Source organism: Leifsonia sp. NPDC056665 (assembly GCF_042791795.1).
Lineage (GTDB): Bacteria > Actinomycetota > Actinomycetes > Actinomycetales > Microbacteriaceae > Leifsonia.
This window is the reverse complement of sequence record NZ_JBHTXK010000009.1, coordinates 111906-131150: the sequence shown is the minus strand read 5'-3', so window position 1 is coordinate 131150 and position 19245 is coordinate 111906. Positions and strand designations below refer to the sequence as shown.

At 71.6% G+C, this 19245-nt stretch carries 13 protein-coding genes; 6 read left to right on the top strand and 7 right to left on the bottom strand.

The features are described 5' to 3' along the window. Positions 1-21 precede the first annotated feature (21 nt). Together ACFQ9V_RS11075 and ACFQ9V_RS11070 are read right to left on the bottom strand one after the other, a co-directional pair. The gene (locus ACFQ9V_RS11075; protein ID WP_382459213.1) at positions 22-1413 is read right to left on the bottom strand and encodes a lipopolysaccharide biosynthesis protein; all 1392 of its coding nucleotides are present in this window, start codon (positions 1411-1413) and stop codon (positions 22-24) included. After that, positions 1410-2516 (bottom strand): glycosyltransferase, encoded by a 1107-nt coding sequence (locus ACFQ9V_RS11070; protein WP_382459212.1) that lies wholly within the window; start codon positions 2514-2516, stop codon positions 1410-1412. Before ACFQ9V_RS11070 ends, ACFQ9V_RS11075 begins: the two co-directional genes overlap by 4 nt. 157 nt (positions 2517-2673) lie before the next feature. Between ACFQ9V_RS11070 and ACFQ9V_RS11065 the strand changes: the two genes are divergently transcribed. After that, positions 2674-3714: a glycosyl transferase gene (locus ACFQ9V_RS11065; RefSeq protein WP_382459211.1), complete on the top strand. Its 1041-nt coding sequence runs from the start codon at positions 2674-2676 to the stop codon at positions 3712-3714. On the opposite strand, the gene ACFQ9V_RS11060 is transcribed toward ACFQ9V_RS11065, so the two are convergent. Then, positions 3711-4673: a glycosyltransferase gene (locus tag ACFQ9V_RS11060; protein WP_382459210.1), complete on the bottom strand. Its 963-nt coding sequence runs from the start codon at positions 4671-4673 to the stop codon at positions 3711-3713. The two genes, ACFQ9V_RS11065 and ACFQ9V_RS11060, sit on opposite strands and share 4 nt — an antisense overlap. Positions 4674-4776: 103 nt before the next feature. Here ACFQ9V_RS11060 and ACFQ9V_RS11055 point away from each other — a divergent pair, with 103 nt between their 5' ends. The 5 genes from ACFQ9V_RS11055 to ACFQ9V_RS11035 all read left to right on the top strand — a co-directional run bounded on the left by ACFQ9V_RS11055 (position 4777) and on the right by ACFQ9V_RS11035 (position 10290). Further along, positions 4777-5739: a glycosyltransferase family 2 protein gene (locus tag ACFQ9V_RS11055; RefSeq protein ID WP_382459209.1), complete on the top strand. Its 963-nt coding sequence runs from the start codon at positions 4777-4779 to the stop codon at positions 5737-5739. Positions 5740-5931: 192 nt separating this feature from the next. Then, positions 5932-7119: a DUF1972 domain-containing protein gene (locus tag ACFQ9V_RS11050; RefSeq protein ID WP_382459208.1), complete on the top strand. Its 1188-nt coding sequence runs from the start codon at positions 5932-5934 to the stop codon at positions 7117-7119. Then, on the top strand, positions 7116-7880 hold the full coding sequence (locus tag ACFQ9V_RS11045) for a CDP-alcohol phosphatidyltransferase family protein (protein WP_382459207.1): 765 nt from the start codon (positions 7116-7118) through the stop codon (positions 7878-7880). Before ACFQ9V_RS11050 ends, ACFQ9V_RS11045 begins: the two co-directional genes overlap by 4 nt. Continuing rightward, a complete protein-coding gene (locus tag ACFQ9V_RS11040; protein WP_382459206.1) occupies positions 7877-8584 on the top strand; it encodes a hypothetical protein in 708 nt (235 codons plus the stop codon). The genes ACFQ9V_RS11045 and ACFQ9V_RS11040 overlap by 4 nt, the downstream gene beginning before the upstream one ends. An 83-nt stretch (positions 8585-8667) precedes the next feature. Beyond that, complete coding sequence (locus ACFQ9V_RS11035; RefSeq protein WP_382459205.1) at positions 8668-10290, top strand: polysaccharide biosynthesis tyrosine autokinase; 1623 nt, start codon at positions 8668-8670, stop codon at positions 10288-10290. A 22-nt stretch (positions 10291-10312) separates the two neighbouring features. On the opposite strand, the gene ACFQ9V_RS11030 is transcribed toward ACFQ9V_RS11035, so the two are convergent. The 4 genes from ACFQ9V_RS11030 to ACFQ9V_RS11015 form a co-directional block, all read right to left on the bottom strand. Further along, positions 10313-11641: a hypothetical protein gene (locus tag ACFQ9V_RS11030; protein ID WP_382459204.1), complete on the bottom strand. Its 1329-nt coding sequence runs from the start codon at positions 11639-11641 to the stop codon at positions 10313-10315. Positions 11642-11657: 16 nt separating this feature from the next. Continuing rightward, positions 11658-12830 carry a glycosyltransferase gene (locus ACFQ9V_RS11025; RefSeq protein ID WP_382459203.1) on the bottom strand — a complete coding sequence of 391 codons (1173 nt, stop codon included), beginning with the start codon at positions 12828-12830 and terminating at the stop codon, positions 11658-11660. Further along, positions 12827-17548 carry a PKD domain-containing protein gene (locus tag ACFQ9V_RS11020; protein ID WP_382459202.1) on the bottom strand — a complete coding sequence of 1574 codons (4722 nt, stop codon included), beginning with the start codon at positions 17546-17548 and terminating at the stop codon, positions 12827-12829. Before ACFQ9V_RS11020 ends, ACFQ9V_RS11025 begins: the two co-directional genes overlap by 4 nt. A gap of 67 nt (positions 17549-17615) precedes the next feature. After that, positions 17616-19139: a sugar transferase gene (locus ACFQ9V_RS11015; RefSeq protein WP_382459201.1), complete on the bottom strand. Its 1524-nt coding sequence runs from the start codon at positions 19137-19139 to the stop codon at positions 17616-17618. Positions 19140-19245: the final 106 nt, after the last annotated feature.

Sequence of the window (19245 nt, the reverse complement as noted above, 5' to 3'; positions counted from 1 at the left end):
CCTGCGCCCCTGACCGTGCGCTCAGCGCACCTCGACGCCGCCGGGCTGCTCCGCCCGGCGGCGTCCGAGGTCGCGGGTCACGTACCAGAGGTTCGGGATGACCTGGCAGAGCAGGACGCTGATGGCGGATCCGATGATCGGGCCGCCCGCGCCGATGACCCCGACGAGCCACCAGGACAGCGCCAGGTTGAGCGGGACGCTGATCAGGATGGGCCAGACCTGGAAGGTCAGTCCGCGCTTGTCGGTCATGTACATCCCGGCCGGGTACTTCGCGGCCTGCAGCGCGACGAACACGACGAAGCCGCCGACCAGCCACGGGTCGAGGGCGAAGCGGTCGCCGGCGATGAAGTGGGTGAGCAGCGGGGACAGCGCCGCGAGCGCGAGCCCGAGCCCGAGCCCTCCCGCCAGGAACCACAGGGTCGGCTTCATCGGCGACTCGATGCGCGACTCCGAGCGGGCCTTCGCGTAGATCGGCCAGAGCGCGATGCCCGCGGCGGCGATGGTCTGCACCACCAGCCCGAAGAGCTGGGAGGCCAGGTTGTACTGCGCGAGCTCGGTGCCGGTCGTGAGATGGCTGAGCAGCAGGCGGTCGGTCTGCATCGCGATGGGGAGCGCGACCATCTGCACCAGCATCGGCCAGGCCACCCCGATCGCGGGGACGCCAGGGTACCTGCGCGGGAACGGCACCTCGCGCAGCGCCCTGCCCACCTGCGGCTTGATCAGCCGCGCGGCCATCACGAGGCAGATCAGGGAGGCCAGCCCATTGGCCAGGTAGGAGAGCACCGCGAGGAAGCTCCCCGCGGGCGCCGAGACGGCGACGAGCGTGGCGAGACCGAGGAACATCGCCGGGGCGACGACGGCCTGGCTGGACACCTGGGTGCTGGTGCGGCCCAGCCCGACCAGGATGCGCGAGCCGACGCTGAGCGGCAGCACGACGGCGAACGTGCCCAGGCAGAGGAAGGCGGCGAGGCTGCCGCCGTCGGGGAGCAGGCCGCCTCCGAGGATCGCGGGCCACCAGCCGAGCAGGCTGATGACGATGCCCACCCCGATGATGACCGCCGCGGAGATGAGCAGGATGCGGAAGGCGGTGACGATCGTGCGCCGCACGGTGCGGTCGGACGCGGGGGCGTCGGAGCCGGCGACGGCGTTGATGACGACCGCGGCGATGCCGAGGTCGGCGAACGGCAGCAACGCGGGCAGCGCGGCGAGCAGGCCGTACTGCGCGTAGGCGTCCGTGCCGAAGTGCTGGATGATGAGGCGGCTGTTGACGATGCCGATGATGCCGGAGAGCCCCATCACGAGGACCTTCATCACCGCCGTCGAGCCGACGGCACGGACCATCCCGCCGCGCCCGTGGCCCTGGCGGGCCTTCGCCTCCGCCTTGTCCGTTCGCGCGGCACGGACGTGCGTCATGCGCGCGCCCCCCGGTCGCCGAAGAGTGCGCGCCCCGCGGCGATGCGGCCGTCGACGCCGGGCAGCGCCGCCAGCACGTCGGCCGCGCCACGTGGGGCGACCAGCGCGTCCACCACCCCGTCGGCGATGCCTGCGCTGTCGATGGCGGCGGGGAGGACGACGTGGCCGGCGTCGATCAGCCACTCGGCGATCCCGGTCTCGCTCGTCGTGACGATCTCGCAGCCGTGGGCGAGGCCCTCCACGATCGGGAGGCCGACCTGCTCGCGCCACGCGCCCACCCTCCGGGAGGGCAGCACCAGCACGTGCGCCCGCCTGAGCTCCTCGTGCACGACGGACCGGGGCGGGTCCACGATCAGGCGGATGGTGGGATCGGCGGCGGCCGCGTCCTGGGCGGCGGACAGCAGCTCGCCGGTGCCGACGAGGGTCAGTCGCGCCCCGGGATGCCGGGAGAGGATCGCCGGCCAGGCCTCCAGGACGTCCGCGAAGCCCTTGCGCGGCGAGAACGAGCCGAGGAAGAGGACGCTGTCCTGGTCCCGCACGGCGAGGTCGGCGGCGCACGGGCAGGGGCTGGGCAGCGCCTCCACGGTGAGCTGGCGGCGCGGCGGGTGCGCGAACGTCGAGTTGTAGAGCACGTCGGCCTCGGAGGTCCCGTAGACGACCGTGTCGAGGCGGTGCCAGATGTAGCCGGCGAGGACCCGTTCAACGGAGCGGCGCAGCCGGCTGCGCACGCGCGGCGGCCGGATGGCGAACGGGTCGAGGTCCTCGATCGCGTACGTGGCGACCTCGGCCCGCGGGGCTCCCGCGAGGTGCTTCATCCCCAGCACCGCCAGCACGGCGGCGGTCCGGGGGAGGGAGTCGAGGTACAGCGGCTCGTCGATCTCGACCCGGGTGATGCGGCTGCGCAGGACGAGGCGTGCTGCGCCGAGGGTGCCGGCCTGGGTCAGCTCGACGCCGTCGGCGAGGGCGGGGTCGAAGTCGTAGCGCTTGGCGCGGTAGACGATGGCGGCAGGGGCGAGCTCGCGTGCGCGCTCGAGGTGCACGCTGCGCACCTGCTCGTAGAGCCGCACATGCTGGTGGTGCAGGGTGGGTGCTTCGCCGGCCACTGTCCGCTCCGCGTCTCGGGTCATCGCCGCGGATCGGTCGCGGCTCCTGCTCGCGATTCTAGGGACCCGCGCTGCGAATAACGAGAGATTCTCACAAAATACCCTCACAAGTGGGGGTCCACCCGGCGGGACGGGTCACAGCTAGGGTGGTCGCACAATGAGCCGACGCGAGCGCATCGTGGTGCAGCAGTCCTTCCCCGCACCACGGCCGACGACGAACCCCTATATCGTCATGCTCCGGGACAGCCTGGCGGCGACCCCCGGCGTCGAGGTGCGCACGTTCGGCTGGCGGTCGGCGCTGCTCGGGCGCTACGACGTGTTCCACGCCCACTGGCCGGAGATCCTGGTGGCCGGCCACGGCCCGGTCAAGTCGCTCGCTCGCCAGGCGCTCACCGCCGTTCTGCTGCTCCGGCTGGGGGCGACGAGGACGCCGGTCGTGCGGACGCTGCACAACCTCCACCTCCCGCAAGGCATCTCCCGGCGCGAGCGCGCGCTCCTGCGCTGGTTCGACCGGCGCACGGTCCTGTGGATCGGGCTGAACCCGACGACGCCGTTCCCCGCCGGCTCCGCGCACGAGACGATCCTTCACGGCGACTACCGCGAGTGGTTCGCCCGCTTCCCGCATCCGGCCAGGGAGCAGGGCAGGGTCGGGTACTTCGGCCTGATCCGGCGCTACAAGGGGGTGGAGGAGCTCATCGAGGTCTTCGGCGCGGTGCCGGGAGACGGGCTGCGCCTCAGTGTCGCCGGCCGGCCCTCCACCGAGGAGCTGACCGAGTCGGTGCTGGCGCTGGCGGCGCGCGACCCGCGGGTGAGCGTGAAGCCGGCGTTCCTGGAGGACGCGGAGATCGCCGAGCTCGTCGGCCGCTCGGAGCTGATCGCGCTGCCGTACCGCGAGATGCACAACTCCGGTGGAGTGCTCGCGGCGCTCTCCCTCGATCGGCCGGTGCTGGTGCCGGGGAACGAGACGACGGAGGCGCTTGCCCGGGAGGTCGGACAGGCGTGGGTGCTGCGCTACGACCGGCTGACGCCCGAGGTCCTCGGCGAGGCGATCACCCGGGTGGCCGCCCTGGACCCGGACGAGCGACCCGACCTGAGCGCGCGCAGCTGGGCCGACGCCGGCCTGCGCCACCTCGACGCCTACCGCCGCGCGATCGACCTGCGGCGCTCTGGTCGTTCGCGCGGTCGAGCGGCCGGTTAGGGACGCGCGTACTCCTGCACGACGCGGCCGGCGGACGCGGCGATCATGCCGACGCCCCGGTAGGCGGCCCGCGAGCCCCGCGCCTGGTGCTCTTGCGAGCCCGTCACGACGCCGAGCGCGCACCGCAGCACGCCGCCCGCGATCCGGGCCACTCCGCCCGCCGTCGCGGCGACGCGGGCGACCGCTCGTGAGGCGGGGCCGCCCGCGAGCCGGATGCGCACCACCGCGGCCGAGTTCCCGTGGCTCAGCGCTCGCCGCAGCACCCACCGGCGGCTGATCCGGGACGCGGGGACCAGGTCGTCGACCACCGACTCGGCGCACCACACCATCCGGTAGCCCCGCCGGCCGAGCTGGCTGGTGAAGAGGGTGTCCTCGCCGCCGCTCAGACCGAGGTCGAGCGCGAACCGGAGGCCGCTCGCGCGCACCTGCGCGACGTCCAGGAGGACGTTGTTCGAGGCGGAGACGCCGAGCTCCGTGCCGGTCGGCCAGGTGCGGCGGACGAAGAACCGCCCGGCGAGGATCCACGACGACGGCGCGACCTCGTACTCCGGGACGACCCAGCCCTGCACGAGCGCGGCGCCCGTCGCCCGCCAGATCCGCACGAGCTCGCGCAGCCAGCCGGGGCGCGGGCGCTCGTCGTCGTCGATGAAGGCGAGGAGGTCCGATCCGGAGGCCTCGTCCAGTGCGCGGTTGCGCGCCGACGCGATGCCGGGCACGGCCTCGTGCGCGTAGCGGACCGTGACGGGACGGTCGCCGGTCGCCGCGCGCGCGGCCGCGGCCTCCACGACGGGTCGCGCCCCCGCCTCCGGGTCGTTGTCGACGACCACGATCTCGGTGAGCGTGCCGTCGCCGGCGAGGTCGCGCGCCTGATCCACGAGCAGGGGGAGGAGCGCCGCCAGCAGGGCGGGACGGCGGAACGTCGGCACGGCGATGGTGACGCGGTCGCGGTGCTCGGCCATGAACGGTCCTCACGGGCTTCGGTGGGTCTCCATGCTCACACAGGTATAGGCTTCACGCCAGCGTGGCGGGCGCGGCCGCCGTCGCGAGCGGGAGGGGCGGACGATGACGGGGGCTGATGGCGGCGGGGCGCTCGGCCGGTTCGCCGGGCTCGCCGTGGTCGTCGTCTCGTACGGGTCCGCCGACCTACTGGCCGCGAACCTCGCCCCGCTCACGCGCGCTCTGCCCGGCGGGTTCGCCGTGGTGGTCGACAACCGGACGACCGACGACGAGCGCCGCCGGCTGCGCGAGCTCGCCGCGGTCGAGGGCTGGCTGCTGGTCGAGCCGGACACGAACCTCGGGTTCGGTCCCGGCATGAACGCGGGCGTCTCGGCGGCGCTCGACGCGGGCGCCGGCGAGCTCCTGCTGCTCAATCCGGACGCCTCGATCGCGCCGGACGATGTGGCCGCCCTGCTCGCCGTCGTCCGGGACGGCGGCCACGAGGAGCCGGGCGCACTGGTCGCGCCGCGCATCCTGCGACCGGACGGCAGCGTCTGGTTCGACGGGTCCGACCTCCACCTCGGCGACGGCAGGATCTCGGCCACCCGCAAGCGGGCGGAGCTCGGGCTGCGCGACGCGGAGCTCTGGCTGAGCGGGGCCTGCCTGCTGCTGCCGGCGCGGCTCTGGCGCACGATCGGCGGCTTCGGCGACGGCTACTTCCTGTACTGGGAGGACGTGGAGCTGTCCTACCGGGCCCGCCGTGCCGGGGCGCGCGTGCTCGTGGTGCAGGAGGCCACGGCGGTGCACGCCGAGGGCGGCACGCAGGGCGCGGGGCTCGAGCACAGCGGGCAGGCGAAGTCCGAGACCTACTACTACTTCAACATCCGCAACCGGCTGGTGTTCGCGGCGCGCAATCTCGACGTTGAGAGCGTGGCGCGCTGGCGCCGGGCGAGCCTCCCGATCGCGTACGAGGTGCTGCTGCAGGGCGGCAGGCGTCAGTTCCTGCGCCCGATCGTCCCGCTGCGCGCGGCGTTCCGCGGGGTCCGCGACGGACTGCGGGCGTCGCGCGCGGCGGGGTCCTCCGGGTGAACGCCCCCCTAACGGGGGAGCAACAATTGAGGATTACTCGCATAGACTGATCGCGCAACAGAGACCCGACCCTGATGCACCGACAGCCGGAGACGACAGGAACTCGCCCTCGTCCTCCTGGCTGCCCCTTCGTCGCGTCGGGCCGCACGGTTCGTGGGCCACCACGAGAAGACGACGAACGAGAGAAGTCCGATGCACAGTGGGGGACCTGAGCTCAGCATCGCGCTGGTGGGCACGCGCGGCGTGCCGGCCCACTACGGCGGCTTCGAGACGGCGGTCGAGGAGGTCGGCGCCCGGCTCGCCGAGCGCGGCCACCAGGTCCGCGTCTACTGCCGCACGCTCGCGTCCGACGTTCCGGGCGAGCGGAGGCCGGCCGAGTACCGCGGGATGACCCTCGTCCACCGCGGAGCCCTCCGCCGCCGGTCGCTGGAGACGCTCAGTCACAGCGGGCTGTCCGTCGCCCACCTGATGTCGCATCGCACGGACGTCGCCATCGTCTTCAACGCCGCGAACTCCCCCTACCTCCCGCTGATCCGCGCCGCCCGCATCCCGGTCGCGACCCATGTCGACGGGCTCGAGTGGAAGCGCGACAAGTGGAAGGGCGCCGGCCGCCGGTACTACCGGATGGCCGAGTCTGCCGCGGTGCGGTGGTCCGACGCCCTCATCGCCGACGCGCAGGGCATCGCCGACTACTACCGCGAGGAGTTCCACGCGGACTCGCGGCTGATCGCGTACGGCGCCCCGCGGATCGACGGCGGCGACGACCTCCTCGCCGGGTCAGGGCTTGCGTCACGGGGCTACCACCTGGTCGTCGCCCGCTTCGAGCCGGAGAACCACGTCCACACCATCGTCGATGGTTACACCCGCAGCGCAGCGACCCTGCCGCTGGTCGTGGTCGGATCGGCTCCCTACGCCGACGAGTACACCGCCCGGGTGCACGACCTGGCCGACGAGCGGGTGCGCTTCCTCGGCGGCGTGTGGGACCAGCGGCTGCTCGACCAGCTCTACGCCAACGCGCGCACCTACCTGCACGGCCACTCCGTTGGCGGCACCAACCCCTCCCTCCTGCGGGCGGTCGGGGCGGGGACGCCGACCATCGCCTACGACGTCGTGTTCAACCGCGAGGTCCTCGGGCAGGCCGGCACGTACTTCGGCGGGGAGGACGACGTCGCCCGCCGCATCGAGGCCGCGGAGGAGGTCGCCGACGACGCGCCGCTCCGGCAGGCCACGAGCGCCCGCGCGCTCGCCTACGACTGGGACGACGTCGCCGACAGGTACGAGGCGCTCTGCCGCGACCTCGCCGACCGCGTGCAGGTGCGGGCGCACCGCCCGCTCACCGCTCAGCGGGTCGCCCGCGCGGCCGAGGCGGTGGAGTCGTGACCGGCTCGGCGCTGGACGGCCCGGCGCCCCGCGAGTCGTACGGGGCGACGCTCCGCCGGCTCACCGCCGCCCAGAAGCCGGCGGCGCGCAGCGCGCCCGCGTACTCCCGGTTCGTGAACCGCCGGATCGGCCGCTACCTCGCCGCCTGGGCGTACCGGGCGGGCCTGTCGCCGAACGCGGTCACCGCGATCAGCGCCGTGTGGACCTTCGCCGCCGTCGTCCTCCTGATCGCACTGCCCGCATCGTGGGGCCTCGGAGCGGGCGTCGCCGTGCTGCTGCTCGTCGGCTACGCCTTCGACAGCGCGGACGGTCAGCTCTCCCGGCTGACCGGGCGCAGCAGCCCGGCCGGCGAATGGCTCGACCACATGGTCGACGCCACCAAGGTGGTCAGCATGCCGCTCGCGCTGCTCGTCGGCTTCTACCTGCACGGCACGACGTCCGTCGCGTGGCTCGTGGTGCCCCTGCTCTCCGCGGTCGTCTCGTCCGTGCTGTTCTTCGGGATGATCCTCACCGAGCAGCTCCGTCGGCGTTACGGCGGCGTCCCCCTGGCCGAGGACCTGCCCGGCCGGCCCTCCTGGCTCCGGGCCGTCCTGGTGCTGCCGATGGACTACGGGGTGCTCTGCCTCTCGTTCGTCCTGCTGGGCTGGATGGCGGCCTTCCAGGTCGTCTACACCGTCATCCTCATCGCCACCGCACTCTTCCTCCTGGCCGCAGCGGTCAGGTGGTTCCGCGAACTCCGCACCGAAGGGAGTCCATCATGACCAACGGACACGAGACCGAGAAGGAGCAGCGGCCCGCCGGCGCCAGGCGCAGGCGCGGCTGGCTGATCGCGGGAGGAAGCGTGCTGGCGGCCGCGATCGTGGCGGCCATCGTGGTCGCGGCGGTCCACGGCGCCACGCCGCAGCTCGGCAAGGGCGTGACGAACGCGCTGGATCCGGTCGCGTCGCAGCTGCCACGGCCGTCGGACACGCCGGTGCCGGCGCCCTCCGCCGGCGCGACCGCCTCGCCGACGACCGCGCCCGGAACGGCGCCGGCGCCGGCCAAGCCGGGCACGCTCGACGCCCGCTACGGCGGGGTGGTCGCGAGCACCGCGGAGGTCTCCCACGACGTGAAGACCCCCGGCGGCCTCACCGCCAAGGTCGCCTCCGTCGAGTCCTACACCGCCACGGCGACGCGGCCGGGGGAGGTCAGCGGCCCGGCCGTCAGGGTGACGCTCACGCTCGTGAACAGCACCGGCTCCGACTTCCCGGTCTCGACGGCGACGGTGAACGCCTACTACGGCTCGGCCTCCACGCCGGCCGACCCTGTCCAGGGCGACGCCTCCGCCAAGCCCTTCAGCGGGACGCTGAAGCCCGGTGCGACCGCGACGGCGGTCTACGTGTTCACCGTCCCGGCGGCCGATTCGGGCGACGTCACGCTCACGCTCAGCGACCAGGCCGGCGCGCGGCTCGTGGTGTTCGGATGAACAGGCGGCGGATCAGGACTGGTCCCGCACCTGCCCACGGTGTCTAGGATGTCCTCAACTCGAGTCGGACGGGAGATGCTCCGATGAACAAACAGTACGGTCAGGCATTCCGACGGTTCTGGTACGTCGTGGTGATCGCGACGATCGTCGGCGCGGTCGCGGGCTTCGGCCTCTCGCAGCTGGCGACTCCCGTCTACACCGCGACGACGAGCAGTTACTTCTCGCTGAACTTCGGCGGTACGGCCACCGACCTGAGCCAGGGCGCGACGTACACGCAGAACCAGATGCTGTCGTTCGCCCAGCTCGCCCAGACGCCCGCCGTGCTGCAGCCGGTCATCGACGACCTGAAGCTCACGGAGACGCCGGCCCAGCTCGCCGGCGCGATAAGCGTCACCACCCCGCAGAACACGGTGATCCTGCAGGTCGCGGTCTCCGACACGAGCCCGCAGCAGGCCGCCACCATCGCGAACGCCGTGGCGGCGAGCCTCGGCAGCACGGTCGAGCAGATCGCGCCCAAGACCGCGACGGGCAAGCCGACGGTGTCGGTGCGCGTCATCGCCAGGGCCGCGGTTCCGGAGACGGCGTCCTCCCCGAACGTCCGGCTCAACGTCCTGGCCGGTCTCATCCTCGGCCTCATCGTCGGCGCGCTCATCGTCGTGCTCCGGGAGGCGTTCGACACCCGAGTGCACAGCGCCGACACCGCGGTGGAGGTCGCCAAGGCCCCGCTGGTGGGCACCATCCCGCGCGAACGCGGCCGCCTCCAGGCGCCCATCCTGGTGTCGGCCCCGCTCTCGGTGGGGGCGGAGGCGTACCGGCAGCTCCGCTCGAACATGGAGTTCGTCACGCTGGGCTCGCCCAACCGCGCCATCGTCGTCACGTCGTCGGTGCCGGGCGAGGGCAAGTCGATGATCTCCGCCAACCTCGCCCTCGCGCTCGCCGAGACCGGTCAGCGGGTGCTGCTGGTCGACGCCGATCTCCGCCGGCCGATGATCGCCACCTACAGCGGCCTCACCGGCGGCGCCGGCCTGACCTCGGTGCTGGCCGGACGCGCGGAGTTCGAGGACGTCGTGCAGCGCTGGGGCGCCGGCGAGCTCGACGTGCTGGCTGCCGGTCCCATCCCGCCGAACCCCAGCGAGCTGCTCTCCTCCCGCCGCATGTCCGACCTGCTCGCGCGGTTGCGCGGGGAGTACGACGTCGTCGTGATCGACACGGCGCCGCTGGGCTCGGTGGCCGACGCCTCCATCCTCGCCCGGCAGGTCGACGGGGCGCTCGTCGTCGTCGACCGCACCCAGGCGCGCAGGCAACTGCTGACGCAGACCATCGACTCGCTGCACAAGTCCGGCTCGACCGTGCTCGGCATCGTGTTCAACCGCGACCGCTCGCTCAAGCAGCGCGGCGCGTACTACCTGCGCGAGACACCGAGCAGGCGACTCGGGCTCCCGGCCAGGAAGGCGGGCGAGCACGAGGCGGGTTCGGGGAAGGCGTCCCGGAAGCATCCGGCGGAGGAGGACGCCGCTCAGGAGCCTGCCGCTCAGGAGCCCGCGGAGCAGGAGCCTGTGGAGCAGGAGACCCCCGCTCCGGAGCCCGAGGCCGTCGCGCCGGCGGAGCGCACGCCCTCCGACCAGGATGTCCGGCTCGCGCCGGACGAACTCGTGCCCGAGCCGGCGCAACCGGACCCCGAGACCACCTCCTCGGCCAAGGCCTAGGACCCCCGCGCCGTCGCGCGCTCTAGGATCGCTCGGCGGCGGGCGACGGCTCAGGGAGGCGGCGCGGGCTGTCGAGCACGCCGGCGCGCAGAGCGTGCGGAGCGAGCTGCGTCGTGGCGGCGAGGCCGACGACGAACCAGACGAAGATCGAGTACTGGGTGATCAGCGCCACCGTCGCGAGGGCCGGGATCTGCGCGACGAGCGCGATCGTGGCCGCCGTCGCCTTCCCGCGCAGCACCAGCAGGATGCCGAGCAGCAGGGCGACGACGACCGCGGCCAGCACGATGAGGCCGTTCGTCAGCCCGGTCAGGATCAGCTGGCTGTCGATCGAGTGGAAGTTCCCGAAGTAGAGGACTCCTGCCGAGTTCTTCTCGGCCGAGGTCGCGACCCCGATCGGGTTCATCGTGCCGAACAGCGACAGCAGGTCGCCGCGGTAGTTCGCGCTGTCCGTCGCCTCTGCGCCGGCGTCGTCGAAGACGGTGATGATCGCCGGGAACAGCACGGCGCCCGCGATCGCGACGATCGCCACGATCGCGATGCGCGCGCGGCGCGAGATCGCGTCCCGCATGAACAGCACCGACAGCAGTACTCCCAGCACGGCGCAGATCATGCCGATCCGACTGTAGGTGAAGACGGTCGCCAGGAGCATCAGGAACGACATGCCGATCCGCATCCAGAGCCGGAACGGCGACGCCAGCGTGATCGGGATGGCCAGCGCCAGGCTCGCGCCGAGCGCGATCGAGTGCCCGAAGGCGCCCTCCGCACGCGGGACGCCGCCGCGCGACTGGATCGAGCCCCAGGCCGCGTAGAGCGAGTTGTTGGCCTTGATCAGCACGAACGGGTTGAAGTGCGTGAGGCCCTCGACGATCGTCAGGAGCGCGACCCCCGTGAAGCAGACCGCGATCGCGCCGTGGACCCACAGCGGGTCGACGCGCAGCGGTGCGATCCTGCCGACCGCGTAGCCGGCGAGGAAGTAGGTGACCACGAGGATCACCGAGCTGAAGGCGATCCCGGCGTTGCCGGTGAACAGCGAGCAGGCGGCGCACACGACGACGAGGGTCATCAGTCCGTCCAGCCAGCTCAGCCGGAACCGCGGCGTCGGCAGGAGGGCGACGACCACCAGCAGCGCGGCGGCGGTCGCGGGCGGGATGTAGTAGTTGCCGTTGAAGCCGATGCCGAAGCCCAGCCAGATCGGCACGAAGCAGATCGAGAGGATCCAGGCGACGACCGCCAGCTTGGGGTACCTGCGCAGCACCACGAAGCCCAGCACGGCCACGGCCACGCCGACGCAGATCACCAGGGTCTTGTCGAGCGCAGGAGCGTTGAGCGGGCCGGCTGCCAGTTCGACCACGGCGCACCCCCTCAGGTCAGCGTGGGCTCAGTGTAGTCGTCCGGCGAACGGCGAACCGGACGAGTTCGGCGATGCGCCGCTGGTACGACGCGGGACTGTGCCGCTCCTCGGCCGCCCGCACGTCGACCTCCAGCAGCGCCGCCGCATCCGCCCAGTGCTCGACCGTGCTCTGGAGGGCGTCGGCCAGCGAGGCGGCGTCGCCCGGCCGGACGGTCACGGCCGTGCGGTACCCGTCGGTGGCCTCCAGCAGGCCGCTGGTCGCGCTGGCGATCACCGGGCGTCCGCTGAGGATGCCCTCGACCGCGGTGTTGCCGAACGGCTCGTCCGCGACCGACGGGACGAGCACGACGTCGCCGTCGCCCAGGTAGTCCCACACCGACGGCTGGAAGCCGACGAACGCGACGCGGGCCTGCAGCCGCTTCTCGTCGACCTTGCGGCGGAGGTCGCGCTCGTACCACTCGTAGCCGGGGAACACGGCGCCGACCAGGTCGAGCCTGGCGGGGACGCCGCGGCGCTCGAGCTCGGCGATCGCGTCGATCGCCACGTCGACGCCCTTGCGCGGCGAGAGCCTCCCGACGTACGTGACGCGGAGGTCGCCCTCGATCGACGTCCGAGCCGGACGCCGTTCCGCCGGTCCGGGCACGGCGTTGTAGACGACGGTCGCGCGCCTCCCGAGAGCGGGGAAGGCGCTGCGCAGCACCTCCACGCTGAAGGCGCTGTTGGCGATCACCGTCTGCGCCAGCAGGAGCGGGGCGGCGAGGACCTTCTTCACGAGCGGGGAGGCGCTGCTCTCGCCCTCGTGGACGTGGACGATGACGGGGATGCGGGCCAGCCGGGCCAGCCCGATCCAGAGCGGGACGGTGACGGTGTTCACGAACACCGCCGCCGGCCGCTCACGGCGGAGCAGGGCGCTCCCGCGCCGCAGCCCGCGGAGGCTCGTGGCGGCGAACCGCACGAGCCCCCGCGGGCTGAGGACGCTCTTGCGGACCACCGGGGCGGGGCACAGCTCCACCCTCGCCCCCCGTCGCCGCAGCTCGGCGATCAGGGGGCCGTCGGCCGGGACGGTGACCAGCACGTCCCAGCCGTCGGAGACGAGTCCGCTGACCGACTCGAGGAGCACCCGGTCGGAGCCGTACAGCTCCGAACCGGGGTGCGCCACGAGGATGGTCGCGCGAGGCGACCGGGTCACGGTACCGGGACCACCGCGAAGTTGTCCCAGCGCGTGACCACCGGGGTGGTGGTCGCGCTTGCGGAGAGGTACGAGCGGAGGCCGACGGTCCCGGCGACCTGGAGGGCCGCAGTCGAGTCGGTCGTGCTCAGCGTCCACGCGGTCGGCTCCGTGCCCGTTCCGAGCCAGACCTTCGCCCGGATCGTCGTCGGCGAGGTGCCGAACACCTGGACCCTCAGCTTGAGCTGGTCGGTGGCGTTCGCGATGGCCAGGCCGGTCACGTTCACCGCCGAGAGGGTCGTCGAGCCCTGGAGCAGCTGGAGCTGCACCGCGCCTCCGGCCTTCACCCAGACCCTGGCCTCGTAGTCGGTGCTGCCGACCAGCCGGCCGATGCCCGAGTAGTAGAGGCCGCCGCCGCTGACCGCCGAGTCACCGGAGAGGGTGACCGTCAGGTCGCTGCGGGTCGAGGTGACCGACGGCAGGGTCGCCGTCTTGGTCGTCCCGGCCGCGACGGTCTGCTGACCGAACCCGTTCGCCGTGCTGAAGCTGGTCGCGCCGCCCATGAGCGTCCACGCCCCGCCGGTGTCGGCGGTGCCCCAGCCGTTCGTGGTGCTCCGCTCGAATCCGTCCTGCGCGATGGCGTTCGACACCGGCGCCGTCACGGTGACCGACTTGGTGGTCGTTCCCGTGGCGCCCAGGTTGTCCGTCACGGTCAGGGTGATCGTGTACGTCCCGGGGTTCGCGTAGGTGTAGTTGGCCGTCTTGCCGGTCGCCGTCCCTCCGTCGCCGAAGTTCCAGGCGTAGGAGGCCACGGTGCCGTCAGGATCGGACGAGGCCGAGCCGTCGACCGCGACAGCGAGGTTCGTCGCCGTGGCGGAGAACGCCGCGACCGGCGGCTGGTTCGGCGGAGCGGTCGTGGTGACCGGGTGCTGGATCGCGTTGGTCGCGCCGGCGTTGTCCGTCACCGTGAGGGTCACGGTGTAGGTCCCCGCCGCGGCGTAGGTGTGGCTCGCGGTCGCCCCCGTGCCTGTCGCTCCGTCACCGAAGTTCCAGGCGTAGGAGGCCACGGTGCCGTCCGGGTCGGACGATCCCGTGCCGTCGAACGACGCCGCCAGGTTGGTCACCGACGAGGTGAACGCCGCCACGGGAGGCTGGTCGGCCACCACGGTGATCGGGTTGGTCACGCTCGTCTGCGCTCCCATGTTGTCGGTCACCGTCAGGGTCACCTGGTAGGTGCCGGCCGCCGCGTAGGTGTGCGTGGCGGTCGAGCCGGTGCCCGTCGAGCCGTCGCCGAAGTTCCAGGCCCACGAGGCCACCGTCCCGTCGGGGTCGGAGGACGAGGTCCCGTCGAACGACGCCGCGAGGTAGGTCGCGCTCGAGGTGAACGAGGCCACAGGCGGCTGGTTCGGCGGAGGTGCGGTCACGCTCACGCCCTGGCTGGTCGTGTTGGTCGCGCCCTGGTTGTCGGTCACCGTGAGGGAGACGTTGTAGCTGCCGCCCTGCAGGTAGGTGTGGCTCGCGGTCGGACCGGTCGCCACAGAGCCGTCGCCGAAGTTCCAGCTGTAGGAGGCGACGGTGCCGTCCGGGTCGGACGAGGCCGATCCGTCGACGTTCACCGTCAGCTGCGACGTGGTCTTCGTGAAGGAGGCCACCGGCGGCTGGTTGGGCAGCGTGCCGGTCGTCCCCAGGCTGTACTGGTTGGCGATCGTCTGGGCCGAGAGCTCGCTCGAGTAGACCGCGGCCTCGTCCAGCGTCCCGTTGAAGTACGGTCCGGTGGAGCCCCAGGTGTTGTCGCCACCGATCCGCCAGTAGCCGGTGTACGACTGCGCCTGCGTCTGCGGGTTGGTGCCCACGAGCTGGCCGTCGATGTACAGGCTCATGCCGTCCGGACCCTGCGTCGCCACCGCGTTGTGCCAGTTGTTGTCGTTCAACGGGTTGGGCGTGGTGATGGTGTTGGTCTGGCCGGTCCAGACGCCGAACACGAGGCGGCCGTCGTCCTGCATGTAGATGTGACGGTCGTAGTTGCTCGACAGACCGGTCTGCTGGTCGCCGAAGCCGATCAGCTTGCCGCCGTGCGTCGTGTTCGTCTTGAACCAGATCGACTCGGTGTAGACCGTCGGGTTCGTCGCGGGGACGTTGCTCGCCACGACGCCGCCGGACGAGCCGTTGCCGTTCGTGTTGAACTGCACCGCCTTGTCCGGGCTGCCGTTGATGGTGAGCGGCCCTGCGACGCCCTGGGTCGTCGCCTGGCCCGAGTAGGTCCCGGTCTCGCTGTACGGGTCGGAGGCCAGCGCCGTGTTGCCGGAGGTCTCGTCGAGCCGCCAGTAGATGTCCGGCCCTGCGTTGTAGACCGCCTGGCCGTAGGCGTCGGCCGGGGCCGGGTTCAGCGGGGAGGGCCGGCCGGAGGCGACGTACTGGTTCACGACCGTCGTCTTGTCGAGCACCGTCGGGTACATCGACACCTGGCCGATGTCACCGGCGAAGAAGTTGCTCGACGGCTGGTTGGTCCATCCGTTGAGGTTGTCTCCGCCGATCCGCCAGTAGCCGCTGTAGGCCTGGCCGACCGTGACGTCGGTGCGCGATCCCGACGGCTTCCCGTCGAGGTAGAGGCGCATGCCGTTGGCTCCGAGCGAGGCCGTCACCTGGTGCCACTGGCCGTCGTTGAAGCCGGGGCCGGAGTTCAGCGTCGCCACCCCTCCCGGGTAGACCCCGAAGAAGATCCGGCCGGCGTTGTCCATGTAGATGTGCCGGTCGTAGCTCGACGAGGTTCCGGTGTTGGAGTTGCCGAAGCCGAGGATCTTGCCTCCGGAGGTCGAGGTGGTGCGGAACCACGCCGACACGGTGAAGGTGTTCGGTCCCTGGATGGCGGTGGGTGTCACGGCGAAACTGCTCGACCCGTTGAAGGTCGACGCGGTCACCCCGCTGATCGGGCCCGTCGCGCCCTGCGTCACCCCGGTCTCGGTCAGATCGGTGAACCCGATGTGGTCGAGAGCGGTCGTGCTGCCACTGGACTCGTCGAACGGCCAGTACGAGGTCGCGCCCGCCTGGTTCACCGACGTGGAGTACGCGCCTCCGCTGTTGTTGGCGGAGACGGTCACCGCGTTCGTGTCACGGGAGGTCGTGTTCCCCACCGGGTCGGACACCTTCACGTGGTAGACCGGATGGCTTCCCGGTGTCAGTCCCGAGTCGATGAACCCGATGATCGGCCGTGTGTAGAAGTTCGAGTGCGCGGTGGTCTGGTAGACGGGAGTGGTCCCGTTGTCCCGGTAGACCTTGTAGGTCAGGTAGCCGTTGTCCCGGTCGTAGGTTGCGGCGAAGCTGACGCGCACCTGGCCGGCCGTGAACGAGGCTGCCGTCGGGGTGAGCGGGATGCCCATCGGGCCGACCTTGTTCGGCGCGTAGGACGTCAGCGCGAAGCGGGCGAGGCCTTGCGTCGCGACGCCGTCCACCGAGGGGAACTCACCGCCGTAGACGACGTACTTGTCGTTGCCGGAGACGTTCCAGGTCGCCTGGCCCTGGCCGGTGAAGGTGCCGGTCGTCCAGTCGGGGAACCAGTCGAGCAGCGACGGGGAGGGGTTGCCCGCCCAGTTGAAGTAGCCGTAGGGGTCGTTCGTGATCGTCCCGGTCGCCGCCTTGCTGAACGCGATCGAGTGGTGGAACGTCCACGTCGGGCTGGTCTGCGGGAAGCCGCCGATGTTGCCGCAGTAGTGGATGTGGCCGGCGATGTAGAGGGCGTTGTCGGCCTGCGGGAACACCGAGTAGGTGTCACCGTGGCAGTCCTCGATCCAGTTGATGGCGCCGGTGTTCGGGTCGGCGGAGAAGCTCCCCTCGAGGTTGCCTCCTGAGCCGAACACGTAGCCGGAGCCGTACACGCGGTCGTTGGTGGTCGCCAGCGAGTAGATGCTCGCCTGCGGCCCCGCGTCGCGCACGGTCTGGTTGACCGCGAAGGGCAGGATGGCCGCGGTGTTGGCGTCGACGGAGACCAGGCCGTAGTTGGCGAGGCCGCTGACGTTCTGGAACCGGCCTCCGGCGATCAGCTTGGAGCCGTCCTTGGTGAGCGCTGTGGCGTAGACGGAGTCGTCGGCGTTCGCCTGCCAGTTGAGCGTCGAGCCGTCGGTCGCGCTCACCGCGGCGAGGTAGGTGCGTGCCACACCGTTGACCGTGGTGAAGTCACCGCCGACGTACACGGTCGAGTTCGACGCGGTGACCGCGCGTCCCGTCGTCGACAGGATCGGCCTGAACGCGCTGATGATCGTGTTCGTGGCGGTGGAGAACGCGGCGAGGCGGTAGAAGCCCTTGCCGTCGATCGAGGTGAAGTCGCCCGCCACGTAGATGCGCGTGCCGTCCGGGGACGCCGAGACCGAGAGCGCCTGCGCGTTCAGGTTCGGCGCGAACGGCAGCAGGGCGCCGGTGGTGATGTCGTAGGCGAGGAGGTTGTTGCGGGGCGTCTCATTGGTCCCCGCGGGCGAGCCGGCCGGCCGCGCCGAGGTGAACTTGCCTGCGACGTAGACCGTGTTGCCGACGACCGTCTGCGACCAGACGACGCCGTTGATCTGCGGGGTGGGCAGCACGTCGGCGGTGACGGTCGGCGGAGTCGAAGGGTTCGTGGGATCGGGTGGATTGCTGTCGGCTGCGGCGGGCTGGGCGATGGCCAGCCCTCCGAAAATGAGGCCGACTGCCGTCAGGACGGCGGTCAGTATGCCCAACGAGCGAGCGCGCGGGCCTTTCTCTGTACTCATGACAACCTCGTGTCTTTTCGGTCGGGAAGGTGCTCGGGATTGCGGTGCGGGGTTTCCGGGGGCGCAGCTAGTACGCCCCCACGGGATGTGTCAGCACCTTGAGGGTGCGCCACATGATGACGAGGTCGCCGGTGAGCGACCAGTTCTCCACGTAGTAGAGATCCAGGCGGACGCTCTCCTGCCAGGAGAGGTCCGATCGTCCGTTGACCTGCCACATCCCGGTCAGTCCCGGCTTGATGTAGAGGCGTCTGTGCACGTGGTTCTCGTAGCCGGCGACCTCCGCGGGGAGGGGTGGCCGGGGCCCGACGAGACTCATGTCGCCGAGGAAGACGTTGAGGATCTGCGGGAGCTCGTCCAGCGAGTACTTGCGGAGCACGCGGCCGACGCGGGTCACCCGCGGGTCATCGTGCAGCTTGAAGAGGAGGCCGTTGCCCTCGTTCTTCGCCTGGAGCTCGGCGAGCCTGGCCTCCGCGTCGACGCACATCGACCGGAACTTGAGCATCCGGAACTTCTCGCCGCCGCGGCCGACCCGCTCCTGCGCGAAGATGACAGGGCCGCCGTCGTCCAGCTTGATCGCGATGGCGACCGCGAGGAAGAGCGGGGAGAGCAGGATCAGCGCGAGACCGGACGCGAAGAAGTCGAAGGCGCGCTTGAGCACGTGCTTGCCACCCTCGAACTGCGGGATCTCGACCTGGATGAGCGGGAGCCCCTCGACCGGCCGGAAGTGGATGCGCGGGCCGGCGATGTCGGTGAGCGGCGCCGCCAGCACCAGCTCGGTCGCCGTCCCCTCCAGCTTCCACGCCAGGCGGCGGACGAAGTCCCCGCCGCTGAGCGCCCGGCCGGCGACGATCACAGTGTCGACGCCGAGCCGGGCGGCCGCCTCTGCGACCCCCGACAGGTCCGAGACGACGGGCACCTCCCGCTCCGGGGAGGCGATGCGGCGGCTCAGCTCCGCATCCTTCTTGGCGCCTGTCCGCTTACCGGTGTCGAGAGCGGCGCCTACGACGTTGTATGCCGCTCCCGAGTTCGCGTGTATCTGGCGCACGACCGTGTCGACGTCGTCGTACCGGCCGACCACCAGCGCGCAGGAGAGGTAGTGGTCGAACATGCGCTGCCGGATCAGCCAGTGCCGCCACAGCCAGCGCGAGAACAGGACGCCGCCCATCCCGAGCGGGAGGGCGAGGACGAAGTAGCCGCGGGCGATGTCGACCTTGCCCACGAGGAAGAAGATGGCGAGCAGCCCGAAGGTGATGGCTGTTGCCGCCACGACGCGACGGTACTCGGTGACGCCGACGCCCACGACGCGCGGGTCGCGGGTGTGATAGGCCGTGAGGGCGAACATCCAGGTGGCCGCGATGAGCAGCGAGACGGTGAGGTAGTCGACGCGGAAGCCGTCGCCCGTGGTGGTCGGGGTGTCCTCGAAGCCGAAGCGCACGAAGATGGCACCGATCGTGCTGAGGAGGATGAGGGCGGTGTCGGTCGCGAGCAGGCGGTAGCGGTAGTGCTTGGCCCAGCTCCGCTCGGAGCTGAGCGGGCGGGCGTTGGCGTGCGCGTGGGTGAGCGTGCCGAGGCGGGGGCGGAGGACGGTCACGGTGCCGCCTCCGTCTCCGCGGGGTGCGCCGCGAGGGCGCGCGTGGAAGAGCCGACGGCGGCTTGGGGGAAACCGTGGTCTCGAACGGATTCACCGCCGCCGGCTC

Bases quoted from the DNA above. Each gene is read 5' to 3' on its own strand.
- ACFQ9V_RS11075 (WP_382459213.1), bottom strand. From the start codon at position 1,413: ATGACGCACGTCCGTGCCGCGCGAACGGACAAGGCGGAGGCGAAGGCC.
- ACFQ9V_RS11060 (WP_382459210.1), bottom strand. From the start codon at position 4,673: ATGGCCGAGCACCGCGACCGCGTCACCATCGCCGTGCCGACGTTCCGC.
- ACFQ9V_RS11020 (WP_382459202.1), bottom strand. From the start codon at position 17,548: ATGAGTACAGAGAAAGGCCCGCGCGCTCGCTCGTTGGGCATACTGACC.
- ACFQ9V_RS11040 (WP_382459206.1), top strand. From the start codon at position 7,877: ATGACCAACGGACACGAGACCGAGAAGGAGCAGCGGCCCGCCGGCGCC.
- ACFQ9V_RS11035 (WP_382459205.1), top strand. From the start codon at position 8,668: ATGAACAAACAGTACGGTCAGGCATTCCGACGGTTCTGGTACGTCGTG.
- ACFQ9V_RS11065 (WP_382459211.1), top strand. From the start codon at position 2,674: ATGAGCCGACGCGAGCGCATCGTGGTGCAGCAGTCCTTCCCCGCACCA.
- ACFQ9V_RS11050 (WP_382459208.1), top strand. From the start codon at position 5,932: ATGCACAGTGGGGGACCTGAGCTCAGCATCGCGCTGGTGGGCACGCGC.
- ACFQ9V_RS11055 (WP_382459209.1), top strand. From the start codon at position 4,777: ATGACGGGGGCTGATGGCGGCGGGGCGCTCGGCCGGTTCGCCGGGCTC.